The organism is Streptomyces sp. NPDC102451 (assembly GCF_044765485.1).
Lineage (GTDB): Bacteria > Actinomycetota > Actinomycetes > Streptomycetales > Streptomycetaceae > Streptomyces.
This window is the reverse complement of the sequence record NZ_JBIWKD010000005.1, coordinates 390,723-410,328: the sequence shown is the minus strand read 5'-3', so window position 1 is coordinate 410,328 and position 19,606 is coordinate 390,723. Positions and strand designations below refer to the sequence as shown.

The window sequence follows — 19,606 nt, the reverse complement described above, 5'->3', positions numbered from 1 at the left end:
GATTCCTTCATGGTTGGATTGAGCACCGCTCACGCTTCCCGCTCGCCCGGAGGTCCCGGTGCTCGACCTGTCCCGGCTGCGCGCCCTGCACGCCGTCTCCGTCCACGGCTCCGTCGCGGGCGCCGCAGCAGCTCTCGGCTACACCGCGTCGGCGGTCTCCCAGCAGATCACCAAGCTGGAGCGGGAGACCCGTACGACGCTGCTCGAACGGCGCGGACGCGGGGTGGCGCTCACCGAGGAGGCGATCCATCTCGCCGCGACCGCACAGGAGTTGCTGGCGATCGTGGAGCAGGCGGAGACGACGCTCGAACAGCGCAGGGGGCAGCCGACGGGCCGGCTCTCCATCGCCGCGTTCGCCTCCGCCGCGCGCGGGCTGCTGCCGGGGGTGCTGGCGGAGCTGGACCGGGAGCACCCGACGCTGGACGCGCGGCTCACCGAGGTCGATCCGCACCTCTCGGTCGACCTGGTGGCGAAGGGCGTGGTCGATCTCGCGGTCGCCCATGACTGGGACATCAGCCCGCTGCCCGCACCGGAGGGCCTCGCGCAGGCGGTGCTCGGGGACGACCGGTGCGACCTGCTGGTGCCGGAAGGCCATGCGCTCGCCGGGCGGGAGGCGGTGCGGCGGGAGGAGCTGGCGAAGGAGCGGTGGGTGTGCCAGCCGCCCGGCACGGTGTGCCACGACTGGCTCGTACGGACGCTCCGTGCGGCGGGGTACGAGCCGGACATCCGGCACCGGGCGGAGGAGAACCACACCCAGCTGGCCCTGGTCGCGGCCGGGCTCGGCGTGGCGATGATCCCCCGGCTGGGGCGCGGCCCGCTGCCGCCGGGGGTGGTCGCGGTGCGACTGGACCCCGTACCCGTGCGGCGACTGTACGCACTGTGGCGTACGGAGGCGGCGCGGCGGCCCGCGATCACCGCTGCGGTGGCGGCCTTGCGGGCGGCGGCCGAGGCGCTCCGGACGGCCGGGGACTGACGGGTCTACGGCGCCGCGCCCCATGTCCGGGCATGTCCGCCCACCCCCGCGTGTGGCACGCCCGTTCTCGGGCCGCCCTCTTGACTGGTAGTTACTTTCCATATATCCGTACCTTCTTGGAAGTTTCTTTCAGCACCGGAAGGGGCTCACGTGCACCACCGCACCTCCAGACGCACCCTCCTCACCGCCACCGCGGCCGTGGCCGCAGCGACCGGCGTCGCAGCTCTTCCCGGCGCCGCGCAGGCAGCCACGGCCGGAACCTCCACGGACAGCCGCCTCAAGCGGCTCATCGCCCGGATGAGCCTGGAGGAGAAGGTCGGCCAGCTCTTCGTGATGCGGGTGTACGGGCACTCCGCCACCGACCCCGACCAGGCGGACATCGACGCCAACCTCGCCGAGATCGGGGTCCGTGACGCCACGGAGCTGATCTCCACGTACCACGTCGGCGGCATCATCTACTTCGCGTGGGCGCACAACACCCGCGACCCGCACCAGATCGCCGACCTCTCCAACGGCATCCAGCGCGCCGGGCTCGCGGGCCGCACCCCGCTGCCGCTCCTGGTCTCCACCGACCAGGAGCACGGCATCGTCTGCCGCGTCGGGGAGCCCGCGACGCTGCTGCCGGGCGCGATGGCGCTGGGCGCGGGCGGTTCGCGCTCCGACACCCGGGAGGCGGCCCGGATCGCCGGGACCGAGCTGGCCGCCCTGGGCATCAACCAGAACTACGCGCCGGACGCCGACGTCAACGTCAACCCGGCCAACCCCGTCATCGGCGTACGCTCCTTCGGCTCCGACCCGCAGTCCGTGGCCGCTCTGGTCACCGCGCAGGTGAAGGGCTACCAGGGCGCCGGGATCGCCTCCACCGCCAAGCACTTCCCCGGTCACGGTGACACCAGCACGGACAGCCACACCGGTCTGCCCGTCATCTCGCACACCCGCGAGCAGTGGGCCGAGCTGGACGCCCCGCCGTTCCGGGCGGCCGTCGCCGCGGGCATCGACTCGATCATGACGGCGCACATCGTGGTGCCCGCCCTGGACCCGTCGGAGGACCCGGCGACCCTGTCCCGCCCGATCCTCACCGGCATCCTGCGCGAGGAGCTCGGCTACGACGGCGTCGTGGTCACCGACGCCCTGGGGATGGAGGGCGTCCGCACGAAGTACGGCGACGAGCGCGTCCCCGTCCTCGCGCTGCTCGCGGGCGTCGACCAGCTGCTCAACCCGCCGGACCTCGCCGTCGCCTGGAACGCCGTCCTGAACGCGGTGCGGAGCGGCGAGATCAGCGAGGCCCGCATCGAGGAATCGATCCTGCGCATCCTGCGGCTGAAGACGAAGCTCGGGCTGTTCCGCGACCCGTACGTCACCCACCGGGGCGTCGACCGCACGGTCGGCATCCGGTCGCACCTCGCGGCGGCCGACCGGATCGCGGAGCGGACGACGACGCTGCTGGCCAACACCGGGTCGCTGCTGCCCCTCTCCCGCCGGTCCCACAAGAACCTGCTGGTGGTCGGCGCCGATCCGGCGTCCCCCTCCGGCACGACCGGTCCCCCGACGACTACGCTCGCCGGGGCCTTCGAGGAGCTGGGGTTCACGGCGACCGCGCTGTCCACCGGGACGGCGCCCACCCAGGCGAAGATCGCCGAGGCGGTGGCCGCGGCGAAGGGCAAGGACGCGGTGGTCGTGGGCACGTACAACGTCACGGCGACCAGCACCCAGCGCACCCTGGTCAGCGCCCTGGCGGCGACCGGGGTCCCGGTGATCACGCTCGCGATCCGGAACCCGTACGACGTCGCCCACCTGGCGGGCACGGGCCATGCGGCGAGCCTCGCCGCGTACTCGTGGACGGACGTCGAGCTGCGGGCCGCCGCCCGCGTGATCGCGGGGCGGGCCCGGCCCGAGGGCCGGCTCCCGGTCCCGGTGCAGCGGGCGGACGCCCCCGCGCAGGCGCTGTACCCCGTCGGCTACGGACTGTCGTACCGGAGGTACGCCACCCCTTCGGCGTAACCACCCCAAAGAGCTAAAAACACCCCGTGCACCTGGCGTGTCCCCGCCCCGGCGGGTCACGCTGGGTGCACGTCCTCGTGGGCGTGCCGGGGGGTGTTCCATGGAAGAGCCGCGTGTCGCGGGGGTGCTGTGCGCCCTCCTTTCCGCTCTCCTGCCCGTCGTCGCGGTGCTGTGCCTGAGCGCCTGCCGGCAGCCGGCCGGCGGTGCGTCGGCCACACCGGCCGGCGGGCCGCAGGACAGCGCCGCGCCCTCGGGCTACGGGGTGGAGTTCCTGGGACCGGCCGACTGCAGCTCGCGCGGTGCGGTGTTCCGCGAGGTCTCGTGCGGCAGCGAGAAGGCGGCGGCGAAGGTGCTGGCCCGCTACACCGGCGCGCCGTCGGACGGGCCGGCGTGCCCGCCGCCGACCGACTTCGTCCTGCACATCTCCCCGGGCGGCCCCACCGCGTCGGACGGCGGCCCGGCCACACCCCGCGGTTACGCGTGCATGCGCAATCTGGAGTCCCCGCACCCGGGCGATCCCGGGCAGGGCGGCGGTCCGCTGACGGTCGTCGGGGACTGTGTCCACAGCTTCCGTGAGGGCGAGGTCAGGGAGACCGCCTGCGACGGATCGGGCGACCGGCCGCCGGAGTTCGAGGTCGGGTCGGCGGTGGCGCGACGCGCCCTCTGCCCCGGCACCACGGATCTGTATGTGCAGCTGGGCGGGGACATACCGGTGGGCTGTGCCCACCGGGTGTGAACAACACCCGGCGGACACAGCCCACTTCGGCGCGGCGCGAGCCTGTTACGGCCGCAGCGTCCCCCGGTTCCGCTCCAGTTCGGCGTCGCGCACATCCAGGCGCGAGTCGAACTTCGCGAGGGGCTTCGCCTTCGCCGGGTCGGCCTCGACGGCCGCGGGCGCGACCCCGGCCCAGCGCAGGATGGCGGCGGTTGCCGCGGCCTTCTGGTCGTCGACGAGTCCGGCGACCTTGGAGCCGTGGTTGCCGCCCGGCACCGTGTAGACGTAGCTGTCACGGGCGCCGCGGCCCAGGTGGAAGGGCTCGGCCCCCCACGGGTCGTTCTCGCCGTAGACGTACAGCATGTTCCTGGCGTTGTTCCGGACCCAGCTGTCCACGTCACGCATGGCCGAGGGCTGGAACTTCATCGGGATGGAGCGCGGCACGAAGGTGCGCGGCGGCTGGTAGCCGTAGCGGCTCAGGTTCCCGAGCCAGGGCTGCTTGATGTCGGGCGATCCCAGCTGGGTGCCGGCCTGGTAGTAGTACGGCGTGTAGGTCTCCAGGCCCTGGTCGGCGTAGGCGGAGAAGCCCGAGATGCCGTCGATGGAGTCCCAGATCTCCTGGTCGGTGGCGTTCGGCGCGTCGGCCGGGATGGTGTCGCAGTCGGCGAGCAGGCTGTACTGCCAGTACGCCCACACGTAGTCCATCACGGTGGCCTCGTACGCCTTGTCGAGCGTGCCGACGGTGGTGAACGTCAGGTTGTTCGCGGTGGCGTACGCCGCGTACTTCTTCTCCAGCGGCTCGCGGCGGACGAGGGCCTCGCGCTGGACGCCGTTCAGACGGTCGCGGCACTCCTTGGTGCCGACCTTCGCGAAGAACCGGTCGTACGCCGAGTCCTCCTTGTTGTTCACGTCGTTGGGTGCGACGTAGGCGACGACGCCGTCCATGTCCTTCGGGTAGAAGCGCTCGAAGTAGGTGGCGGTCATGCCGCCCTTGGAGCCGCCGGTGGTGAGCCAGTTCTTCGAGTAGATCTTCTTCAGCGCCTTGAAGACCCGGTGCTGGTCGCTGGCGGCCTGCCAGATGTCGAGCTTCGACCAGTCGGCGGGCGCCGGGCGGGACGGGGTGAAGAACCGGTACTCCAGGGAGACCTGGTTGCCGTCGACGATCTGTGTGGGCTCGCTGCGGCTGGGGTTGGTCGAGACGTTGTAGCCGCTGGTGAAGAAGACCGTGGGCCGGGTGGTGTCCTTGTGCAGCAGGGTGATGCGCTGCTGGAAGGTGCCCTTGGACGGGTGCTTGTGGTCGACCGGCTGGGTGTAGTTCAGGACGAAGAAGCGGTAGCCGGGGTACGGCTTCTCCTCGATCAGGCTCATTCCCGGGATGGCCAGGATGCGGTCCTTGATGTCCGCGCTGCTGCTCTCGCTGCTGCTGGTGTGACCGCTGCTCTGCTTCGCGGCCGGTTCTGCGGCGGTGGCCGCACCGGCCGAGGCTCCGGTCGCACTCACTGTGCCTATGAGCACGGCGAGCGACAGAACACCTCTGAGCGCCTTGCGCATGCACCCTCCCCTTGATTCACGACAGTCGCCGTGAACCTAGCGGGGGCAACACCTGCCACGCCAGACCCACTCGCACCTCAGCACAAGATCCACCCCGTGGAGCCGGAAGAACCCCCGACGGAACCAGTGGCGCGGACACAGCGGTTCAGCGCGTGCACGGTGACCGGGCCGGCCAGCTTGGTGAAGCTGCCGCTGTCGACGACCGCCCGGCCGCCGCGCGGCTGCAGCGACACCCGCATCGCCCGGCGGGCGCCCGGCTTCTTGGCGACGGCGACGGCGCACGCGTAGGCGCGGCTCTTGTAGACGCGCAGCGAACCCGTGGAGAACGTCACCGTCTTGACCAGCCGTCCGGAGCAGGCCGACGCGGCCTGGGCGGACGCGTGGCCCGTGGGGCCCAGCACCAGCGTCAGGGCCCCGAGCAGCGGCAGGACGAGGAACGACGCCACCGTGCGCCGGCCCGCCGCTCGCCGGATCCGTCCCGCCAGGCCCGTCGGTCCCGATGTCCTCAGCGGTCTCGTCACACCGTCCACCCCATCCACGTCGTCCACCCCGTCCGCATCGTCGAACATACTGACCCTCATCGGACGCATGTCCGCATGGGTGTACGACGCGGGAGAACGGCCTTCAGTTGCGGAGCGGCGTCATACGCCCGCCGGCGTGTCCTCCCCTATGCCCTCCCCTATGAAGGTGCGCCACAGCCGGGCGTACGTACCCTCCCTGGCCAGCAGCTCGTCGTGCGTGCCGTCCTCGGCGACCCTGCCCCGGTCCATCACCACGACCCGGTCGGCCCGGGCGGCCGTCGTCAGCCGGTGGGCGACCACCAGGGTGGTGCGCCGTCCTGCCAGCCGGTCGGTGGCCTGGTTGACCTGGGCCTCACTGGCGAGGTCGAGGGAGGCGGTGGCCTCGTCGAGCAGCAGGATGTCGGGGTCGACCAGCTCGGCGCGGGCGAGCGCGATCAGCTGGCGCTGGCCGGCCGAGAGGTTGCGGCCCCGCTCGGCGACCTCGTGCAGATAGCCGTCCTCCAGGGTGGCGATCATGTCGTGCGCGCCGGCCGCCCGGGCCGCCGCCTCCACCTGGGCGTCGGTGGCCTCCGGAAGCCCGTACGCGATGGCGTCGCGGACCGTGCCCTCGAAGAGGTACGCCTCCTGCGGTACGACTCCGAGCCGGTGCCGGTACGCCGTCCGGTCGAGCAGCCGCAGGTCCGTGCCGTCCGCCGTGATCCGCCCGCTCGTCGGGTCGTAGAAACGGGCGACGAGCTTGACCAGGGTGGACTTGCCCGCGCCCGTCTCACCGACGAAGGCGACGGTCTGGCCCGCGGGGATCCGCAGATCGATCCCGGTGAGCGCCTCCTCCTCGTCGGCGTACGCGAACGAGACGCCCTCGAAGGCGATGTCGCCGCGCAGCGACGTCACGTCCAGCGGCTCGTCGTGGTCGGCCGTGGAGGTCGGCTCCCGCAGGAGTTCCTGGATCCGGCCGAGGGAGACAGTGGCCTGCTGGTAGCCGTCGAAGACCTGGGACAGCTGCTGCACGGGCGCGAAGAACAGGTCGATGTAGAGCAGGTAGGCGACCAGCGCGCCCGTGGTCAGCGTGCCGTTGTCGACCCGCCCCGCACCGACGATCAGCACGGCGGCCGCCGCGACCGAGGCCAGCAACTGCACGAAGGGGAAGTAGACGGAGATCAGCCACTGGCCGCGCACCCTGGCCTGGCGGTAGTGGTCGCTGCGCGCCGCGAACCGCTCGGCGCCGTCGCGCTCGCGCCGGAACGCCTGGACGATCCGCAGCCCGGCGACGGACTCCTGGAGGTCGGCGTTGACGACGCTGATGCGCTCACGGGCCAGCTCGTACGCCTTGACGCTCTTGCGGCGGAAGAAGAACGTGCCGACGATCAGCAGCGGCAGCGTCGCGAAGACGACCAGCGCCAGCTGGATGTCGAGGACGAGCAGCACGACCGTGATGCCGAAGAAGGTGACGACGGAGACGAAGGCGGTGACGAGACCGGTCTGCAGGAACGTGGACAGCGCGTCCACGTCCGTGGTCATCCGCGTCATGATCCGGCCGGTCAGCTCGCGCTCGTAGTAGTCGAGGCCGAGCCGCTGGAGCTGCGCGAAGATCTTGAGGCGCAGGGAGTACAGCACCCGTTCGCCGGTGCGGCCCGTCATCCGGGTCTCACCGATCTGGGCCGCCCACTGCGCGAGGACGGCGAGCAGTCCGAATCCGGCCGCCGCCCAGACCGCGCCGAGCGCCATCTTGGTGACGCCGTCGTCGATGCCGTGGCGGATCAGGACGGGCAGGAGCAGTCCCATGCCCGCGTCGACGGCGACCAGCCCCAGGCTCACCAGCAGCGCGGTTCCGAAGCCGTGCAGCAGCCTGCGCAGGCCGTACGACTTCTCCGGGCGCACGGCGCTCGCCTCGTCGATGACGGGGGTGTCGGTGGCGGGAGGCAGCGCCTCGACCTGCGCGAGCAGCTCGGGGGTGGCGGGCATTCCGGCGGCCGCCGAGTCGCGCCGCTCCTCCTTGCGGATCCACAGTCCGGGGGTGACACCGCGCTCGGCGTCGAACTCGGCGTCGAGCTCGGCGTCGAGCGCGCGGTCGTCCTCGGGCGCCGTGGAGACCGCCGGGCGGTGTCCGGGTGAGGTGCCGCCCAGCTCGTCCGGGTCGGTGAGCAGCCTGCGGTAGAGCGCGGAGCGGCGCTCCAGCTCCTCGTGCGTGCCGATGTCGGCGAGCCGCCCCTGGTCGAGGACGGCGATGCGGTCGGCGAGGCCGAGGGTGGAGCGGCGGTGGGCGATCAGGAGGGTGGTGCGGCCCTCCATGACCTGCGCCAGGACCTCGTGGATCTCGTGCTCGACCCGGGCGTCGACGGCGGAGGTGGCGTCGTCGAGGAGCAGCAGCCGGGGGTCGGTGAGGAGGGCGCGGGCGAGCGCGACGCGCTGGCGCTGGCCACCGGAGAGCGTGAGCCCGTGCTCGCCGACCTTGGTGTCGTAGCCCTGGGGCAGCTCGGAGATGAAGCCGTGCGCCTGGGCGGCGCGCGCGGCCCGTTCGATCTGCTCCTGGGTGGCGCCGGGGTATCCGTACGCGATGTTGGCGCCGACGGACTCGGAGAAGAGGAAGCTGTCCTCCGGTACGAGCCCGATGGCGGCCCGCAGCGAGTCCTGGGTCAGCTCACGGACGTCGTGGCCGCCGACCAGGACGGCGCCGTGCGACACGTCGTAGAAGCGGGGCAGCAGGAGCGAGACGGTGGACTTGCCGCTGCCGGAGGAGCCGACGACGGCGACGGTCTCGCCCGGCTCGATGGTGAGGGAGAAGCCGTCCAGGACGGGGCGGTCGTCGTCGTAGCCGAAGCGGACGTCGTCGAACTCGACGCTCGCGGGGGCGTCGGCCGGGAGCCGCTTGGTGCCGTCCGCCATGGACGGCTCGGTGTCGATCAGCTCCAGGACACGCTCCACACCGGCGCGTGCCTGCTGGCCGACGGTGAGGACCATGGCGAGCATCCGGACCGGGCCGACGAGCTGGGCGAGGTAGGTGGAGAAGGCGACGAACGTGCCGAGCGTGATCTCGCCCCGGGTGGCGAGCCAGCCGCCGAGGGCCAGCATGGCGACCTGGCCGAGCGCGGGGACGGCCTGGAGCGCCGGGGTGTAGCGGGAGTTCAGCCGGATGGTGCGCAGCCGGCCCGCGAAGAGCCTGCGGCTGACCTCGCGGAGCTTGCCGGTCTCCTGCTCCTCCTGGCCGAACCCCTTGACGACCCGGACCCCGGAGACGGCCCCGTCGACCACTCCGGCGACGGCGGCGGCCTGGCTCTGGGCGTACCAGGTGGCGGGGAAGAGGCGGGCCCGGGAGCGGCGGGCGATGAACCACAGGGCGGGGGCGACGGCGAGTGCGATGAGGGTCAGGGGCAGCGAGAGCCACGCCATGATCCCCAGGGAGATGAGGAAGAGCAGGATGTTCCCGATGGTCATCGGGAGCATGAAGAGGAGGCTCTGGATCAGCTGGAGGTCGCTGGTGGCCCGCCCGACGACCTGCCCGGTGGAGAGCTCGTCCTGCCGTCTCCCGTCGAGCCGGGTGATCGTGTCGTACATCTCGGTCCGCAGGTCGTACTGGACGTCCAGGGCGAGACGTCCGCCGAAGTAGCGGCGGACGAAGGTGGAGACGTAGACGAGGACGGCCGCCAGGACGAGGAGGCCGGTCCACACGCCGAGGGAGCGGGTGTGGCTGCCGACGACGTCGTCGATGATGACCTTGGTGATGAGGGGGACGAGCGCCATCACGGCCATGCCCGCCACCGAGGAACCCAGCGCCAGCACCACGTTGCGCCGGTAGCGCCAGGCGTACGCGGTCAGCCGCCGGCCCCACCCGGGCGCGCTCTGCTGCTCCGCGCCGGGTTCACCCGCACTCTGTTTCCCCGCGTCCTGCTTCTGCGCGTCCTGTTTCTCCGCGTTCTCCGCGCCCACCCGTGCCTCCTGCTTCGCCCCGTTGCCGCGCCTGGTCCTGCCGCCTGTCTCCAACGCGGCCAGCTGCGGATTTCATCCTCCCGCAACAATTCTCGGCCGATGGGCCGAACTCGGGGGCGAGTGGTCCTAGGACCGGGCGTCAACCCGCCGCGCTCCCGCCACTCGTTGGGCCGACTTTCCTCTCGGGACCGCGAGCCATACACTGTGAGGCATATAGCGTCCTGTGTATGGATAACGAGTTCATTGTCGAGATCGAGCCGGAGGTCCGACTGTGGCTGACAAATTTGTCGGCAAGCGACTACGAGCGAGCTGCGCATGCCGCTGAGCGCTTGTCCAGGCGTGCCACGACCCTGGGCGAGCCGCACTCCAGATACTTGGGGAACGGCGTTCGGGAGCTGCGTTTCGAGGTGGGGCGCCATCGTGAGGCAGTTCGAATCTCGTACTGGCTCGCCCCTGCGCGCCGAGTCGTCCTTCTCACTGTCTTCCGCAAGACGCGCCAACGCGAGAATGCCGAAGTCGCTCGCGCCAAGCGCGCGAAGGCCACTTGCGAGGCTGAGCACAAGCCGGCGCATGACACGTTCACTCGCGACGTCTAGAGAGGGAGAGTCACATGGTGAGTCACGCACAGTGGAAGCTTGCCCGGGACCGGAAGGTCGCAGAGAGCATTGCGGACGACGACGAGGAGAGCGCCGAGAGGGTACGGCGACGCCAGGAGCTCGACCTGGCATGGGATCTCGGGCAAGCGGTGTACGACCGCCGAACGGCATTGGGGATCGCACAGACCGAGCTCGCGCGACGCGCCAGAATGACCCAGCCCCAGGTGTCCAAACTGGAACTCGGCGGCTCCATGCCGACGGTCCCCCTGTTGGCCAGGCTTGCCAAGGCGATGAATGCTTCTTTCAGCCTGGAGTTCGACGGGGACGATGTCCAGGTGGCGTTCATCGCGCGGGAGGCCACGGAGGAGACAGCTCCTTCCTCCTCGGAACCCGGGCGGGAGACTGCAAGCGAGCCGCGGGCGGCAGCCGGGGGCTGACGGCCGCCGCCCGGACTGCCCTACAGATGCGTCGGCTCGAACATCCTCAGCAGTGCGGGGAGCACCATCACCGACGGGCCCGGCGCCGCCAGGGCCTTGCCGAGGTCTGCGGCGAGGGTCTCCGGGGTCGTACGGACCGCGGGGACGCCGAAGGACTCGGCGAGGGCGACGAAGTCCGGACGGGCCAGCTCGGTCGCCGTGGCTTCGCCGAAGGCACCGGTCATGTACTCCCGCAGGATGCCGTAGCCCCCGTCGTCGACGATCAGCCAGGTCACGGGCAGGTTGTACTGGCGCGCGGTGGCGAGCTCGGCGATCGAGTACATCGCGCCGCCGTCGCCGGAGACCGCCAGCACGGGCTTCGTCGGGTCGGCCGCGGCCGCGCCGATCGCGGCGGGGAAGCCGTAGCCGAGACCGCCCGCGCCCTGTGCCGAGTGCATCGTGTTCGGGTGGCGGGCGTCGAAGGCGGACCAGGCCCAGTAGGCGAGGATCGTCATGTCCCAGAAGCTGGGCGAGGTGTCGGGCAGCGCCTCACGGACCGAGGCCAGCACCTGCTGCTCCAGGGTGAGGTCCTGCGCCGCGATCCGCTCGTGGACCCGCTCCAGCAGTTCCCGGACGCGCTCCGCCGCCGTGGCGTCCTCGCGGGGCTCCACCGCGTCCAGAAGGTCGGCGAGGGCCTCGCGGGCGTCGGAGTGGATGCCGAGCGCGGGGTGGTTGGACTCCAGCTTCCCGGCGTCGGCCTCGATCTGGATGACCCGGCCGCGCGGGGCGAACGTGTGGTAGTTCGAGGAGAGCTCCCCCAGCCCCGAGCCGACGACCAGCAGCACGTCGGCGGACTCCAGGAAGTCCGTGGTGTGCCGGTCCTCCAGCCAGGACCGGAGCGAGAGCGGGTGCTCCCAGGGGAAGGCGCCCTTGCCGCCGAAGGTGGTGACGACCGGGGCGTCGAGCTTCTCGGCGAGGGCGCGCAGCTTGCCGGACGCGTCGGAGCGTACGACTCCGCCGCCCGCGATGATCACCGGGCGTTCGGCGTTCGACAGCAGGTGCGCCGCCGCGAGGGTCAGCTCGGGGCGCGGGTACAGCTCGCGCGGGCTGGCGTCGAGCGCGCTGACCACGGGCAGGACGGTCTCGGCGAGGAGCACGTCCTGCGGGATCTCCACCCAGACCGGGCCGTGCGGGGCGGTCAGCGCGGACTCCCAGGCGGCGGCGATCGCGGACGGGATCTGCGACGCCGTACGCACGGTGTGCACGGACTTCACGATGTCGCGGAAGGACGCCTTCTGGTCGCGGAGCTCGTGCAGATAGCCGTGGCGCCCCCCGCCGAGTCCGGCGGTGGGGATCTGGCTGGAGATCGCCAGCACGGGCGCGGACGCGGCGGCCGCCTCCTGGAGCGCGGCCAGCGAGGTCAGGGCGCCGGGCCCGGTGGAGAGGAGCAGCGGCGCCACCTCACCGGTGATCCGGCCGTAGGCGTCGGCGGCGAAGCCCGCGTTGTTCTCGACGCGCAGTCCGACGTACGAGAGGGAGGAGCGGCGCAGCGCGTCGAACATGCCGAGCGCGTGCTGGCCGGGCAGCCCGAAGACGGTGGTGGCGCCGAGGCCCTGGAGGGTCTCGACGACCAGGTCGCCGCCGTTGCGGCCGGGCGGCGGGTTGAGGGCCGCCTCGGCCTGCGCGGCGGTGAGCTGCGGCCGGTCGTCGTGGTCGTGACTCACTGGGTGCGGCCCTTTGCGATCTGGCGGGACATGATCGTCGTCAGCTCGTACGCCGTGTGCGAGGCGGCGACGGAGGTGATCTCCGCGTGATCGTACGCCGGGGCGACCTCGACCAGGTCGGCCGAGACGAGGTGACAGGAGGAGAGCCCGCGCAGGATCTCCAGGAGCTCGCGCGAGGTCAGGCCGCCGGCCTCGGGGGTCCCGGTGCCGGGGGCGTGCGCCGGGTCGAGGACGTCGATGTCGATGGAGATGTACAGCGGCCGGTCGCCGATGCGCTGTCGCAGCTGGTCGGCGATCTCGTCGACGCCGCGCCGCATGACGTCGGCCGAGGTGACGATGCCGAAGCCCATCTTGGCGTCGTCGGTGAGGTCCTGCTTGCCGTAGAGCGGGCCGCGGGTGCCGACGTGGGAGAGCGCCTCGGTGTCGAGGATGCCCTCCTCGACGGCGCGGCGGAACGGCGTGCCGTGGGTGTATTCGGCGCCGAAGTAGGTGTCCCAGGTGTCCAGGTGGGCGTCGAAGTGGAGCAGGGCGACGGGGCCGTGCTTCTTGGCGACGGAGCGCAGCAGCGGCAGCGCGATGGTGTGGTCGCCGCCGAGCGTCATCAGCCGGGCGCCGGTGGAGAGCAGGTCGTCGGCGGCGGCCTCGACGGTCTCGACGGCCTCGTTGATGTTGAACGGGTTGGCGGCGATGTCACCCGCGTCGGCGACCTGGGCGAGGGCGAACGGGGAGGCGTCCTGCGCCGGGTTGTAGGGACGCAGGAGGCGCGAGGCCTCCCGGATGGCGTTGCCGCCGAAGCGGGCGCCCGGGCGGTAGGAGACCCCGCTGTCGAAGGGCACGCCGACGACGGCGACATCGGCGGAGCCGACCTCGTCGAGCCGTGGCAGCCGGGCGAACGTCGCGGGTCCGGCGTACCGCGGGACGCGGGAGGAGTCGACGGGGCCGCGCGGCGTTTCGTTGCTGCTCATGGGTGCGGGTGCCTTTCGTTCAGCCATGCACGCCTTGTGGGCGTTCATACGGTATTCAGTCTGCCAGGGGGCAGGGTGTCTTCTCCGGGCGGACGGTCAGACGGTGACCGGGTCAGGGGCGGCCGGGTCCTCGGCCGTTCCCCGCCCGGCCAGGCGCTCGCGCCAGGCGGCCAGGACGGCCGGATCGGTCGGCTTCGTCGCCAGCGAGACGACGACGTACACGGCGAGCGAGGCGAGCAGCCCGTAGTAGACCGGCTCATTGGCGAGGATTCCGTAGCCCGCCATCAGCCCGATGACCGCGATCCCGCCGACGGCCACGGCCGCCAGTGCGCCGGCCGCGGTGCCCCGGCGCCAGAGGAGGCCGCCGAGGATCGGCACCAGCAGCCCGCCGACGAGCAGGTTGTAGGCGACGGTCAGCGCCTCGACGACGTTGTTGAGCGCGATGGCGATCACGATGACGGCGACGCCCATGATGAGGATGAAGGCCCGGTTCCCCTTCACCTCGTCCCGCTCCTCGCCGCCCTCGGCGACGACGCCACGCAGCCGCGACCAGATGTCGTTGTTGGCCACGGTCGCGCAGGCGATCAGGGCGCCGGAGGAGGTGGACATCACCGCGGCGAGCGCGGCGGCCAGCACCAGCCCTCTCACACCGATCGGCAGTTCGTCCTTCACGATCGTCGCGAAGGCGGCGTCGGCGCTGGGCAGCTTCGGGTACATCACCTTGGCGGCCGTGCCGATGACGGCACCGGCGAGCGCGTAGACCAGACAGTACGTACCGGCGACGGTGCCGCCCCAGCGTGCCGTCCGGTCGCTGCGGGCGGTGAACACGCGCTGCCAGATGTCCTGGCCGATCAGCATGCCGAAGGTGTAGATCAGGACGTACGTGAAGATCGTCTCGCCGCCGATGCCCAGCGGGTCGAAGTACTCCGTGGGCAGCTTCGCCTTCATCTCGCTGAAGCCACCGGCCTTGACGACGGCGATCGGCAGGAGGAGGAGCAGGACGCCGATCGTCTTGACGACGAACTGCACCATGTCGGTGATCGTGATCGACCACATGCCGCCGAGCGTCGAGTACGCGACGACGATGGTGCCGCCCAGGATGATCGCCACGGTCCGGTTCACGTCGAACAGGACGTCGAAGATGGTGGCGTAGGCGATGGTCGAGGTGACCGCGAGCATCAGCGTGTACGCCCACATGACGACGCCGGAGATGACTCCGGCCCGGCCGCCGTAGCGCAGGTCGAGCATCTCGGAGACGGTGTAGACCTTCAGCCGGGCGATGCGCGCGGAGAAGAAGACGGACAGGGCGAGCAGCCCGAGGCCGATCGTGAAGACCATCCAGGCGCCGGAGAGCCCGTACTGGTAGCCGAGGCCCACGCCGCCGATCGTCGAGGCACCGCCGAGGACGATCGCGGCCATGGTGCCGGAGTACATCCAGGGGCCGAGCCGCCGTCCGGCGACCAGGAACTCGCTCTTGGACTTGGCGCGGCGCATGCCCCACCAGCCCATGGCGAGCATGCCGGCCAGATAGACCACGATCACGGCGTAGTCGACAGCCATGGGCTTCCTCCGTTCCACGCGTTCAACAGGTTCGTGAAGACGGTAGGTGGCCGGAAGCCGACGCTGAAGTGTACGTTTCCTCCATCCTCGCCCCGTCGAATGGATGGATCATCCATGCCGGACTCCCCCGCCGGGCCCCCCACCCCGCCCATCCCGCTCGCCGAACTGCTGGGCAGGGAGGAGCTCGGGCTGCGCCGGATCGCGGGTCCCGGCCACGCGGATCTGCTCTGGGTGCACACCTCGGAGATGGCCGACCCGTATCCGTATCTGCTCGGCGGGGAGCTGCTGCTGACCGCCGGGGTGCAGCTCACGGACCCGGACACCTATGTGGCCCGGCTCGTCCAGGCCGGGGCGGCGGCGCTCGGCTTCGGGGTGGCGCCGGTGTACGACACGGTGCCGGCCGCCCTGGTGGAGGCGTGCGACCGGCACGGGCTGCCGCTGCTGGAGGTGCCGCCGGAGACCCGCTTCACCGCGGTCGCCCGGGCTGTGTGGCGGCTCATGGCGGAGGCGCGCCACCGCGAGCTGCGCCGGGTGACCCGGGCCCAGCAGGCCCTGGCGACGGCGGCGGCCCGCCCGGACCCGGTGCCCGCGGTGCTGCGGCAGCTCGCCGTGCAGCTGGAGGGCCGGGTCGCGCTCCTCACGGCGGACGGCGGTGTGCTGCACGCGGCGGGCGGGCGCCCGGCACCGGACGTGCAGACGGCGCTGGCCCGGCTGGCCCGGGTGGTGGCTCCCGGGACGACGGCCTCCCCGGGGCGGAAGCCGAGCCCCGCGTCGGCGACCGACACCAGGGGCGGCACCCACCTGTTCGCGTACGCGCTGGGCGGCGGTCAGGGCCTGGCCCTCGCCCTGGCGACACCCCGGCGCGATTTCGGCGACCACACCGTCGCGGGGATCGCCGTCGTGCTGCTCTCCCTGCTCACCGCCCCGCACCAGGGCGCCGACGCCGCGGGCCGTTCGGCGGCGCTCGTACGCCTGCTGCTGGGCGCGGCCCCTCAGGACGTGGCCCCGCTGCTGGGCGACGGCGACCCCTGGACGGTGGTCCACGCCCGCCGCGCCGACGGCACCCCGGCCGGCCCGCTGAACGCCGGGGCGCTCGGTGCCGCCCTGGGCTCCGCGCTGTCGGACGTGGACCGCGAGACGGTACGGATCCTGCTCCCCGGCCGCCACGACGCGGTGACCCCGCAGCCCGGCTGGACCCTCGGCGTCTCCGGGCCCGCCCTGGTCTCCGCCCTGCCCGACGCCGACACCCAGGCGTCCCGCGCCCTGGGCCACGCGGAGGCGACCCGTACCCCGCTGACCACGCACCGCCCCGGCACCGGAGGCCTCGCCGCCCTGATCCCGCCCGACCGCGCCGAGGCCCACGCCCGCGCCCTGCTGGCCCCCCTCACCGACCCGCTGGCCGAGACCCTGCGCTGCTGGCTGGGCCTCCACGGCAGCTGGGACCGCACGGCGGTCGCCCTCAAGGTCCACCGCAACACGGTCCGCCAGCGCATCGCCCGGTGCGGGGCACTGCTGGACGCGGACCTGGACGACATGGACGTACGGACGGAGCTGTGGTTCGCACTGCGGGAGCGCGAACCTGGGTGAATCCTGCCCCCTGGAACGTACTCGGCTGCCCGTGCCTTATGTTCGGAGCGACCACGACTGACGCTACGGACGACTGAGGCGACGGACGACGCATGGCACGGGATTACGACAGCCAGCTACTGGAGTCGGTGGGGGTACGCCGGCGCAGAATGCGCGACGCGCTGCTCTTCGGCGCACAACGAGCGCGGCGTACGGCGGACGAGCGGCTCGGGAAGGTATTCGCGGGAATCGCCCTCGCGGCCGTGATGTGCGCGGGGTGCGTCGGATGGTCCTTCCTCCAGCACACGCTGGACAAGCAGAAGGCCGAGCAGGAAAAGCAGCAGCGCCAAGCCCAGCAGTACGACCACGCCGGTCAGTAGGAGACGGCGGGAAGGTCTCACTGAAATTCAGGGAAGTACTGGGTGATTTCCCTGGATTGAGAACAGAAATGACAGCGAATACCGGTACGCACCTTTAGCTCCGAAAGCTCTCGAAGCCGTGATGATAGGTTCCCGTAAGTGGTGACCACAGCGATAACTTCCCGGACGGAACTGAGCCGGGTGACCCTGGTCGGCGAGCGGCGCCGGGCCGACATCGTCCTTCCGTCGGACACCCCGATCGGTCAACTGCTCCCGGATATCCTCCAGGTGCTCGACGACCGGGTCGCATCGCGCCCGCTGACACGGCAGTTGATGACGGCCGACGGCTCCGCACTGCCGCACGACAGCACGCTGGCGTCGGCCGGGATAGCCGACGGCGCGGTGCTCCGGCTCGTCAGGACGCACTCCGCGCCTCCCGCCCCCGTGGTGCACGACGTCACCGACCAGGTGGCTGACGACCTCGATCTGCGGACATGGCGCTGGCGGCCCGCCGCGCGCCGGGCCACCGGGGGCGTGGCCACCGTCGCCTTCGCCGTGATCGCCGCGCTGCTCGCCCGTCGGGAATTCCCGCTCGGCGCATTGGCCGGCGCCCTCGCGGCTGCCACGTTCGTCCTGCTGGCGGCCGGGGCCCTCGTCGCGAAGCTGGGGCAGGGGAACCGTGGCCTGGCTACCGCGCTCCTGCTCCTGTCCGGCGCGATCGGCACCCTCACCGCGTGGACTGCCGCCGATGCCTACGACTGGCCCGGCTCTCTGCGTCTCGCCGCTGTCGCGGGAGCGGTGATCCTTACGTCGGTGATGCTGGGCTACTTCTCGCCGCTCGGCCGCGGCGGGCTCATCGGCGCTGCGGCGACCGCCGCGCTCACCGTGGTGTGGGAGGCCATCGTCGCCGTCCAGGGGGACCCGGCCCGGCTCGGTGCCGTCATGGCGGTCCTGTCCGTCGTCCTGCTCGGCCTGTTGCCTCGGCTGGCCCTGATGGCATCGGGGCTGACCGCACTCGACGACCGCCGCTCGGGCGGCGTCTCCGTCAGCCGTCACGAGGTGGGCAACGCGCTCGCGGCCACGCATCGCGGCCTCGCCCTCGCGACTCTGGCCACCGCGGTCTCCGCCGCCGGGGCCGGCTGGCTGATCACCCGGGCCGAGACGCAGACGGTGTGGACCGTGGTGCTGACCTCGGTGGTCACCGTGGTCCTCCTGTCGCGAGCACGCGCCTTTCCCCTGGTCGCGGAAGTGGTGGCGCTCTTCGCCGCCGCAGCGGTCCTCATCGTGCGCCTGGTGATGCTGTGGATGCAGCACGGCGGGGGCGTGGGACCGATCGCAGTGCTGGTGGCCGCAGCCGTACTGCCGCTGCTCGTACTGGCGGTACAGCCGCCGGACCATGTGCGGGTCAGGCTCCGGCGCACGGCCGACCTGGTCGAATCCATCGGCATGGTGGGGCTCTTCCCGCTCGCCGTCGGCGTGTTCGGCGTGTTCGGACAGCTGCTCAACAAGTTCTGAGTCAACGCGCGGACGCTCCTGCAGGGGCATCACGGCGGAGAAGAAGGGCAGAGATGCCGAACGCGGACAACTGGCAGGGCGATGTGCTGCGGGATCTGGGAGGAGACCCCCGACGGGGTGGGCGGCAACCCGGTGCTGCACCGCACGACGTCGTTACCCCTACGCAGGGCTCGGACGTCGCAGCGTCCGGCAGCCCGGCGCAGGACGCAGGCCCCGGACCCGGCGCACCTCGACGGCCGGAGCAGCCCGCGTCGTACGCCCCCGGTTCCGGACCGCACCGCAACACCCCCGACTCCCTGCCCGTGGTAGACGGTGCCCTGAGCGGGGCGATACGCAAGCCGCGCCACGGAGAGCCCCTCGCGTCGCGTGTCACGCACGCCTTGCGCCGTATCGTTTCCTCGTCCGCTGCGCGGGAGGTCGCCGAGATCACCCGCACCGCCGAGCGTCTCCAGCAGCCCGTCACGACCGGTCGGCAGATCGCCGTGACCTCCATCCGGGGCGGCGCGGGCAAGTCGACGGTCGCCGCACTGCTCGGCACCACGTACGCCCACTACAGGCAGGACCCGGTCCTCCTCGTCGAGGCCGATCCGGCGCTCGGCTCCCTGCCGCTACGGCTCGGCTGCCAGTCACTGCGCTGGACCACCGGAGATGTCGCCGGCATCGTCGAACCACAGATGTCCCTGCTGGACATCACCGGGTACCTCGTCCAACTCCCCGACAACGCCTGGCTCCTGCCCGGCAGCCAGGGCCGGATCGGGTCGATGCTGGACACCCGGGCGTACGAACGCGTCATGGTCTCCCTGCGGCGGTACTTCGGCGTCACGGTCGTGGACTGCGAGACGCTGCCCGCCGAGGTCGCCCGGGTCGCGCTCTCGGCCGCCCAGGCCCGGGTGCTGACCGCACCCGCGACCCTGGAGGGCCTCACGAGTACCTACAACGTGCTCGAGTGGATGAAGGGTCTGCCCCGCCATGTGATCGAGGGCACGGTCGTTGTGCTCACCGAACAAGCGCCCCGCGCGGGAATCGACCTCGACAAGGCCGCGCAGCAGTTGGAATCCACAGGCGCGGGCGTCCAAGTCCTCCCGTACGACCGGCATCTGGCGGCAGGCGGTGCCATCCGCACGGAGCTGCTCGCCCGGTCGACGCGGCAAGCCGCCACCCGCCTCGCCGCAGACGTCTTCCAGCTCTCGCAGAAACGTCGCTGACCCCTGTCCAGCCCG

The 19,606-nt window shown here is 71.8% G+C and carries 15 protein-coding genes; 9 read left to right on the top strand and 6 right to left on the bottom strand.

Annotated features, from left to right (window positions below):
• Positions 1 to 58: 58 nt before the first annotated feature.
• The 3 genes from ACIRD8_RS14800 (at position 59) to ACIRD8_RS14790 (ending at position 3,710) form a co-directional block, all read left to right on the top strand.
• Entirely contained in the window at positions 59 to 973 is a 915-nt protein-coding gene (locus tag ACIRD8_RS14800; RefSeq protein WP_403990314.1) for a LysR family transcriptional regulator, read from the top strand.
• Between the two features lie 150 nt (positions 974 to 1,123).
• Entirely contained in the window at positions 1,124 to 2,974 is a 1,851-nt protein-coding gene (locus ACIRD8_RS14795) for a glycoside hydrolase family 3 protein (RefSeq protein ID WP_403990312.1), read from the top strand.
• Between the two features lie 100 nt (positions 2,975 to 3,074).
• Positions 3,075 to 3,710: a hypothetical protein gene (locus ACIRD8_RS14790; protein WP_403990310.1), complete on the top strand. Its 636-nt coding sequence runs from the start codon at positions 3,075 to 3,077 to the stop codon at positions 3,708 to 3,710.
• Between the two features lie 45 nt (positions 3,711 to 3,755).
• Here the strand turns inward: ACIRD8_RS14790 and ACIRD8_RS14785 are convergent, their stop codons facing one another.
• The 3 genes from ACIRD8_RS14785 to ACIRD8_RS14775 all read right to left on the bottom strand — a co-directional run bounded on the left by ACIRD8_RS14785 (position 3,756) and on the right by ACIRD8_RS14775 (position 9,574).
• Complete coding sequence (locus ACIRD8_RS14785) at positions 3,756 to 5,240, bottom strand: S28 family serine protease (protein WP_403990308.1); 1,485 nt, start codon at positions 5,238 to 5,240, stop codon at positions 3,756 to 3,758.
• Between the two features lie 77 nt (positions 5,241 to 5,317).
• On the bottom strand, positions 5,318 to 5,809 hold the full coding sequence (locus ACIRD8_RS14780) for a hypothetical protein (RefSeq protein ID WP_403990306.1): 492 nt from the start codon (positions 5,807 to 5,809) through the stop codon (positions 5,318 to 5,320).
• A 72-nt stretch (positions 5,810 to 5,881) separates the two neighbouring features.
• Positions 5,882 to 9,574 (bottom strand): ABC transporter ATP-binding protein, encoded by a 3,693-nt coding sequence (locus ACIRD8_RS14775; protein WP_403990745.1) that lies wholly within the window; start codon positions 9,572 to 9,574, stop codon positions 5,882 to 5,884.
• 338 nt (positions 9,575 to 9,912) lie between these two features.
• Here ACIRD8_RS14775 and ACIRD8_RS14770 point away from each other — a divergent pair, with 338 nt between their 5' ends.
• Together ACIRD8_RS14770 and ACIRD8_RS14765 are read left to right on the top strand one after the other, a co-directional pair.
• The gene (locus ACIRD8_RS14770) at positions 9,913 to 10,281 is read left to right on the top strand and encodes a type II toxin-antitoxin system RelE/ParE family toxin (protein WP_403990304.1); all 369 of its coding nucleotides are present in this window, start codon (positions 9,913 to 9,915) and stop codon (positions 10,279 to 10,281) included.
• 14 nt (positions 10,282 to 10,295) lie between these two features.
• Positions 10,296 to 10,718: a helix-turn-helix domain-containing protein gene (locus tag ACIRD8_RS14765; RefSeq protein ID WP_403990302.1), complete on the top strand. Its 423-nt coding sequence runs from the start codon at positions 10,296 to 10,298 to the stop codon at positions 10,716 to 10,718.
• A gap of 20 nt (positions 10,719 to 10,738) precedes the next feature.
• Here the strand turns inward: ACIRD8_RS14765 and ACIRD8_RS14760 are convergent, their stop codons facing one another.
• The 3 genes from ACIRD8_RS14760 to ACIRD8_RS14750 all read right to left on the bottom strand — a co-directional run bounded on the left by ACIRD8_RS14760 (position 10,739) and on the right by ACIRD8_RS14750 (position 14,946).
• Complete coding sequence (locus tag ACIRD8_RS14760) at positions 10,739 to 12,421, bottom strand: thiamine pyrophosphate-binding protein (RefSeq protein WP_403990300.1); 1,683 nt, start codon at positions 12,419 to 12,421, stop codon at positions 10,739 to 10,741.
• Positions 12,418 to 13,386 (bottom strand): agmatinase, encoded by a 969-nt coding sequence (gene speB, locus ACIRD8_RS14755; RefSeq protein ID WP_403990298.1) that lies wholly within the window; start codon positions 13,384 to 13,386, stop codon positions 12,418 to 12,420. The genes ACIRD8_RS14760 and speB overlap by 4 nt, the downstream gene beginning before the upstream one ends.
• Positions 13,387 to 13,482: 96 nt before the next feature.
• Positions 13,483 to 14,946, bottom strand: a complete 1,464-nt coding sequence (locus tag ACIRD8_RS14750) for a sodium:solute symporter (RefSeq protein ID WP_403990296.1) — start codon at positions 14,944 to 14,946, stop codon at positions 13,483 to 13,485.
• Between the two features lie 114 nt (positions 14,947 to 15,060).
• On the opposite strand from ACIRD8_RS14750, the gene ACIRD8_RS14745 reads away from it, so the two are divergent.
• From ACIRD8_RS14745 to ACIRD8_RS14730, 4 genes are all read left to right on the top strand, one after another.
• Complete coding sequence (locus tag ACIRD8_RS14745; RefSeq protein WP_403990294.1) at positions 15,061 to 16,533, top strand: PucR family transcriptional regulator ligand-binding domain-containing protein; 1,473 nt, start codon at positions 15,061 to 15,063, stop codon at positions 16,531 to 16,533.
• A gap of 92 nt (positions 16,534 to 16,625) precedes the next feature.
• Positions 16,626 to 16,892: a hypothetical protein gene (locus ACIRD8_RS14740; RefSeq protein ID WP_403990292.1), complete on the top strand. Its 267-nt coding sequence runs from the start codon at positions 16,626 to 16,628 to the stop codon at positions 16,890 to 16,892.
• Between the two features lie 153 nt (positions 16,893 to 17,045).
• On the top strand, positions 17,046 to 18,386 hold the full coding sequence (gene eccD, locus ACIRD8_RS14735) for a type VII secretion integral membrane protein EccD (protein ID WP_403990742.1): 1,341 nt from the start codon (positions 17,046 to 17,048) through the stop codon (positions 18,384 to 18,386).
• Between the two features lie 380 nt (positions 18,387 to 18,766).
• Entirely contained in the window at positions 18,767 to 19,591 is an 825-nt protein-coding gene (locus ACIRD8_RS14730) for a MinD/ParA family protein (protein ID WP_403990290.1), read from the top strand.
• Positions 19,592 to 19,606 lie beyond the last annotated feature (15 nt).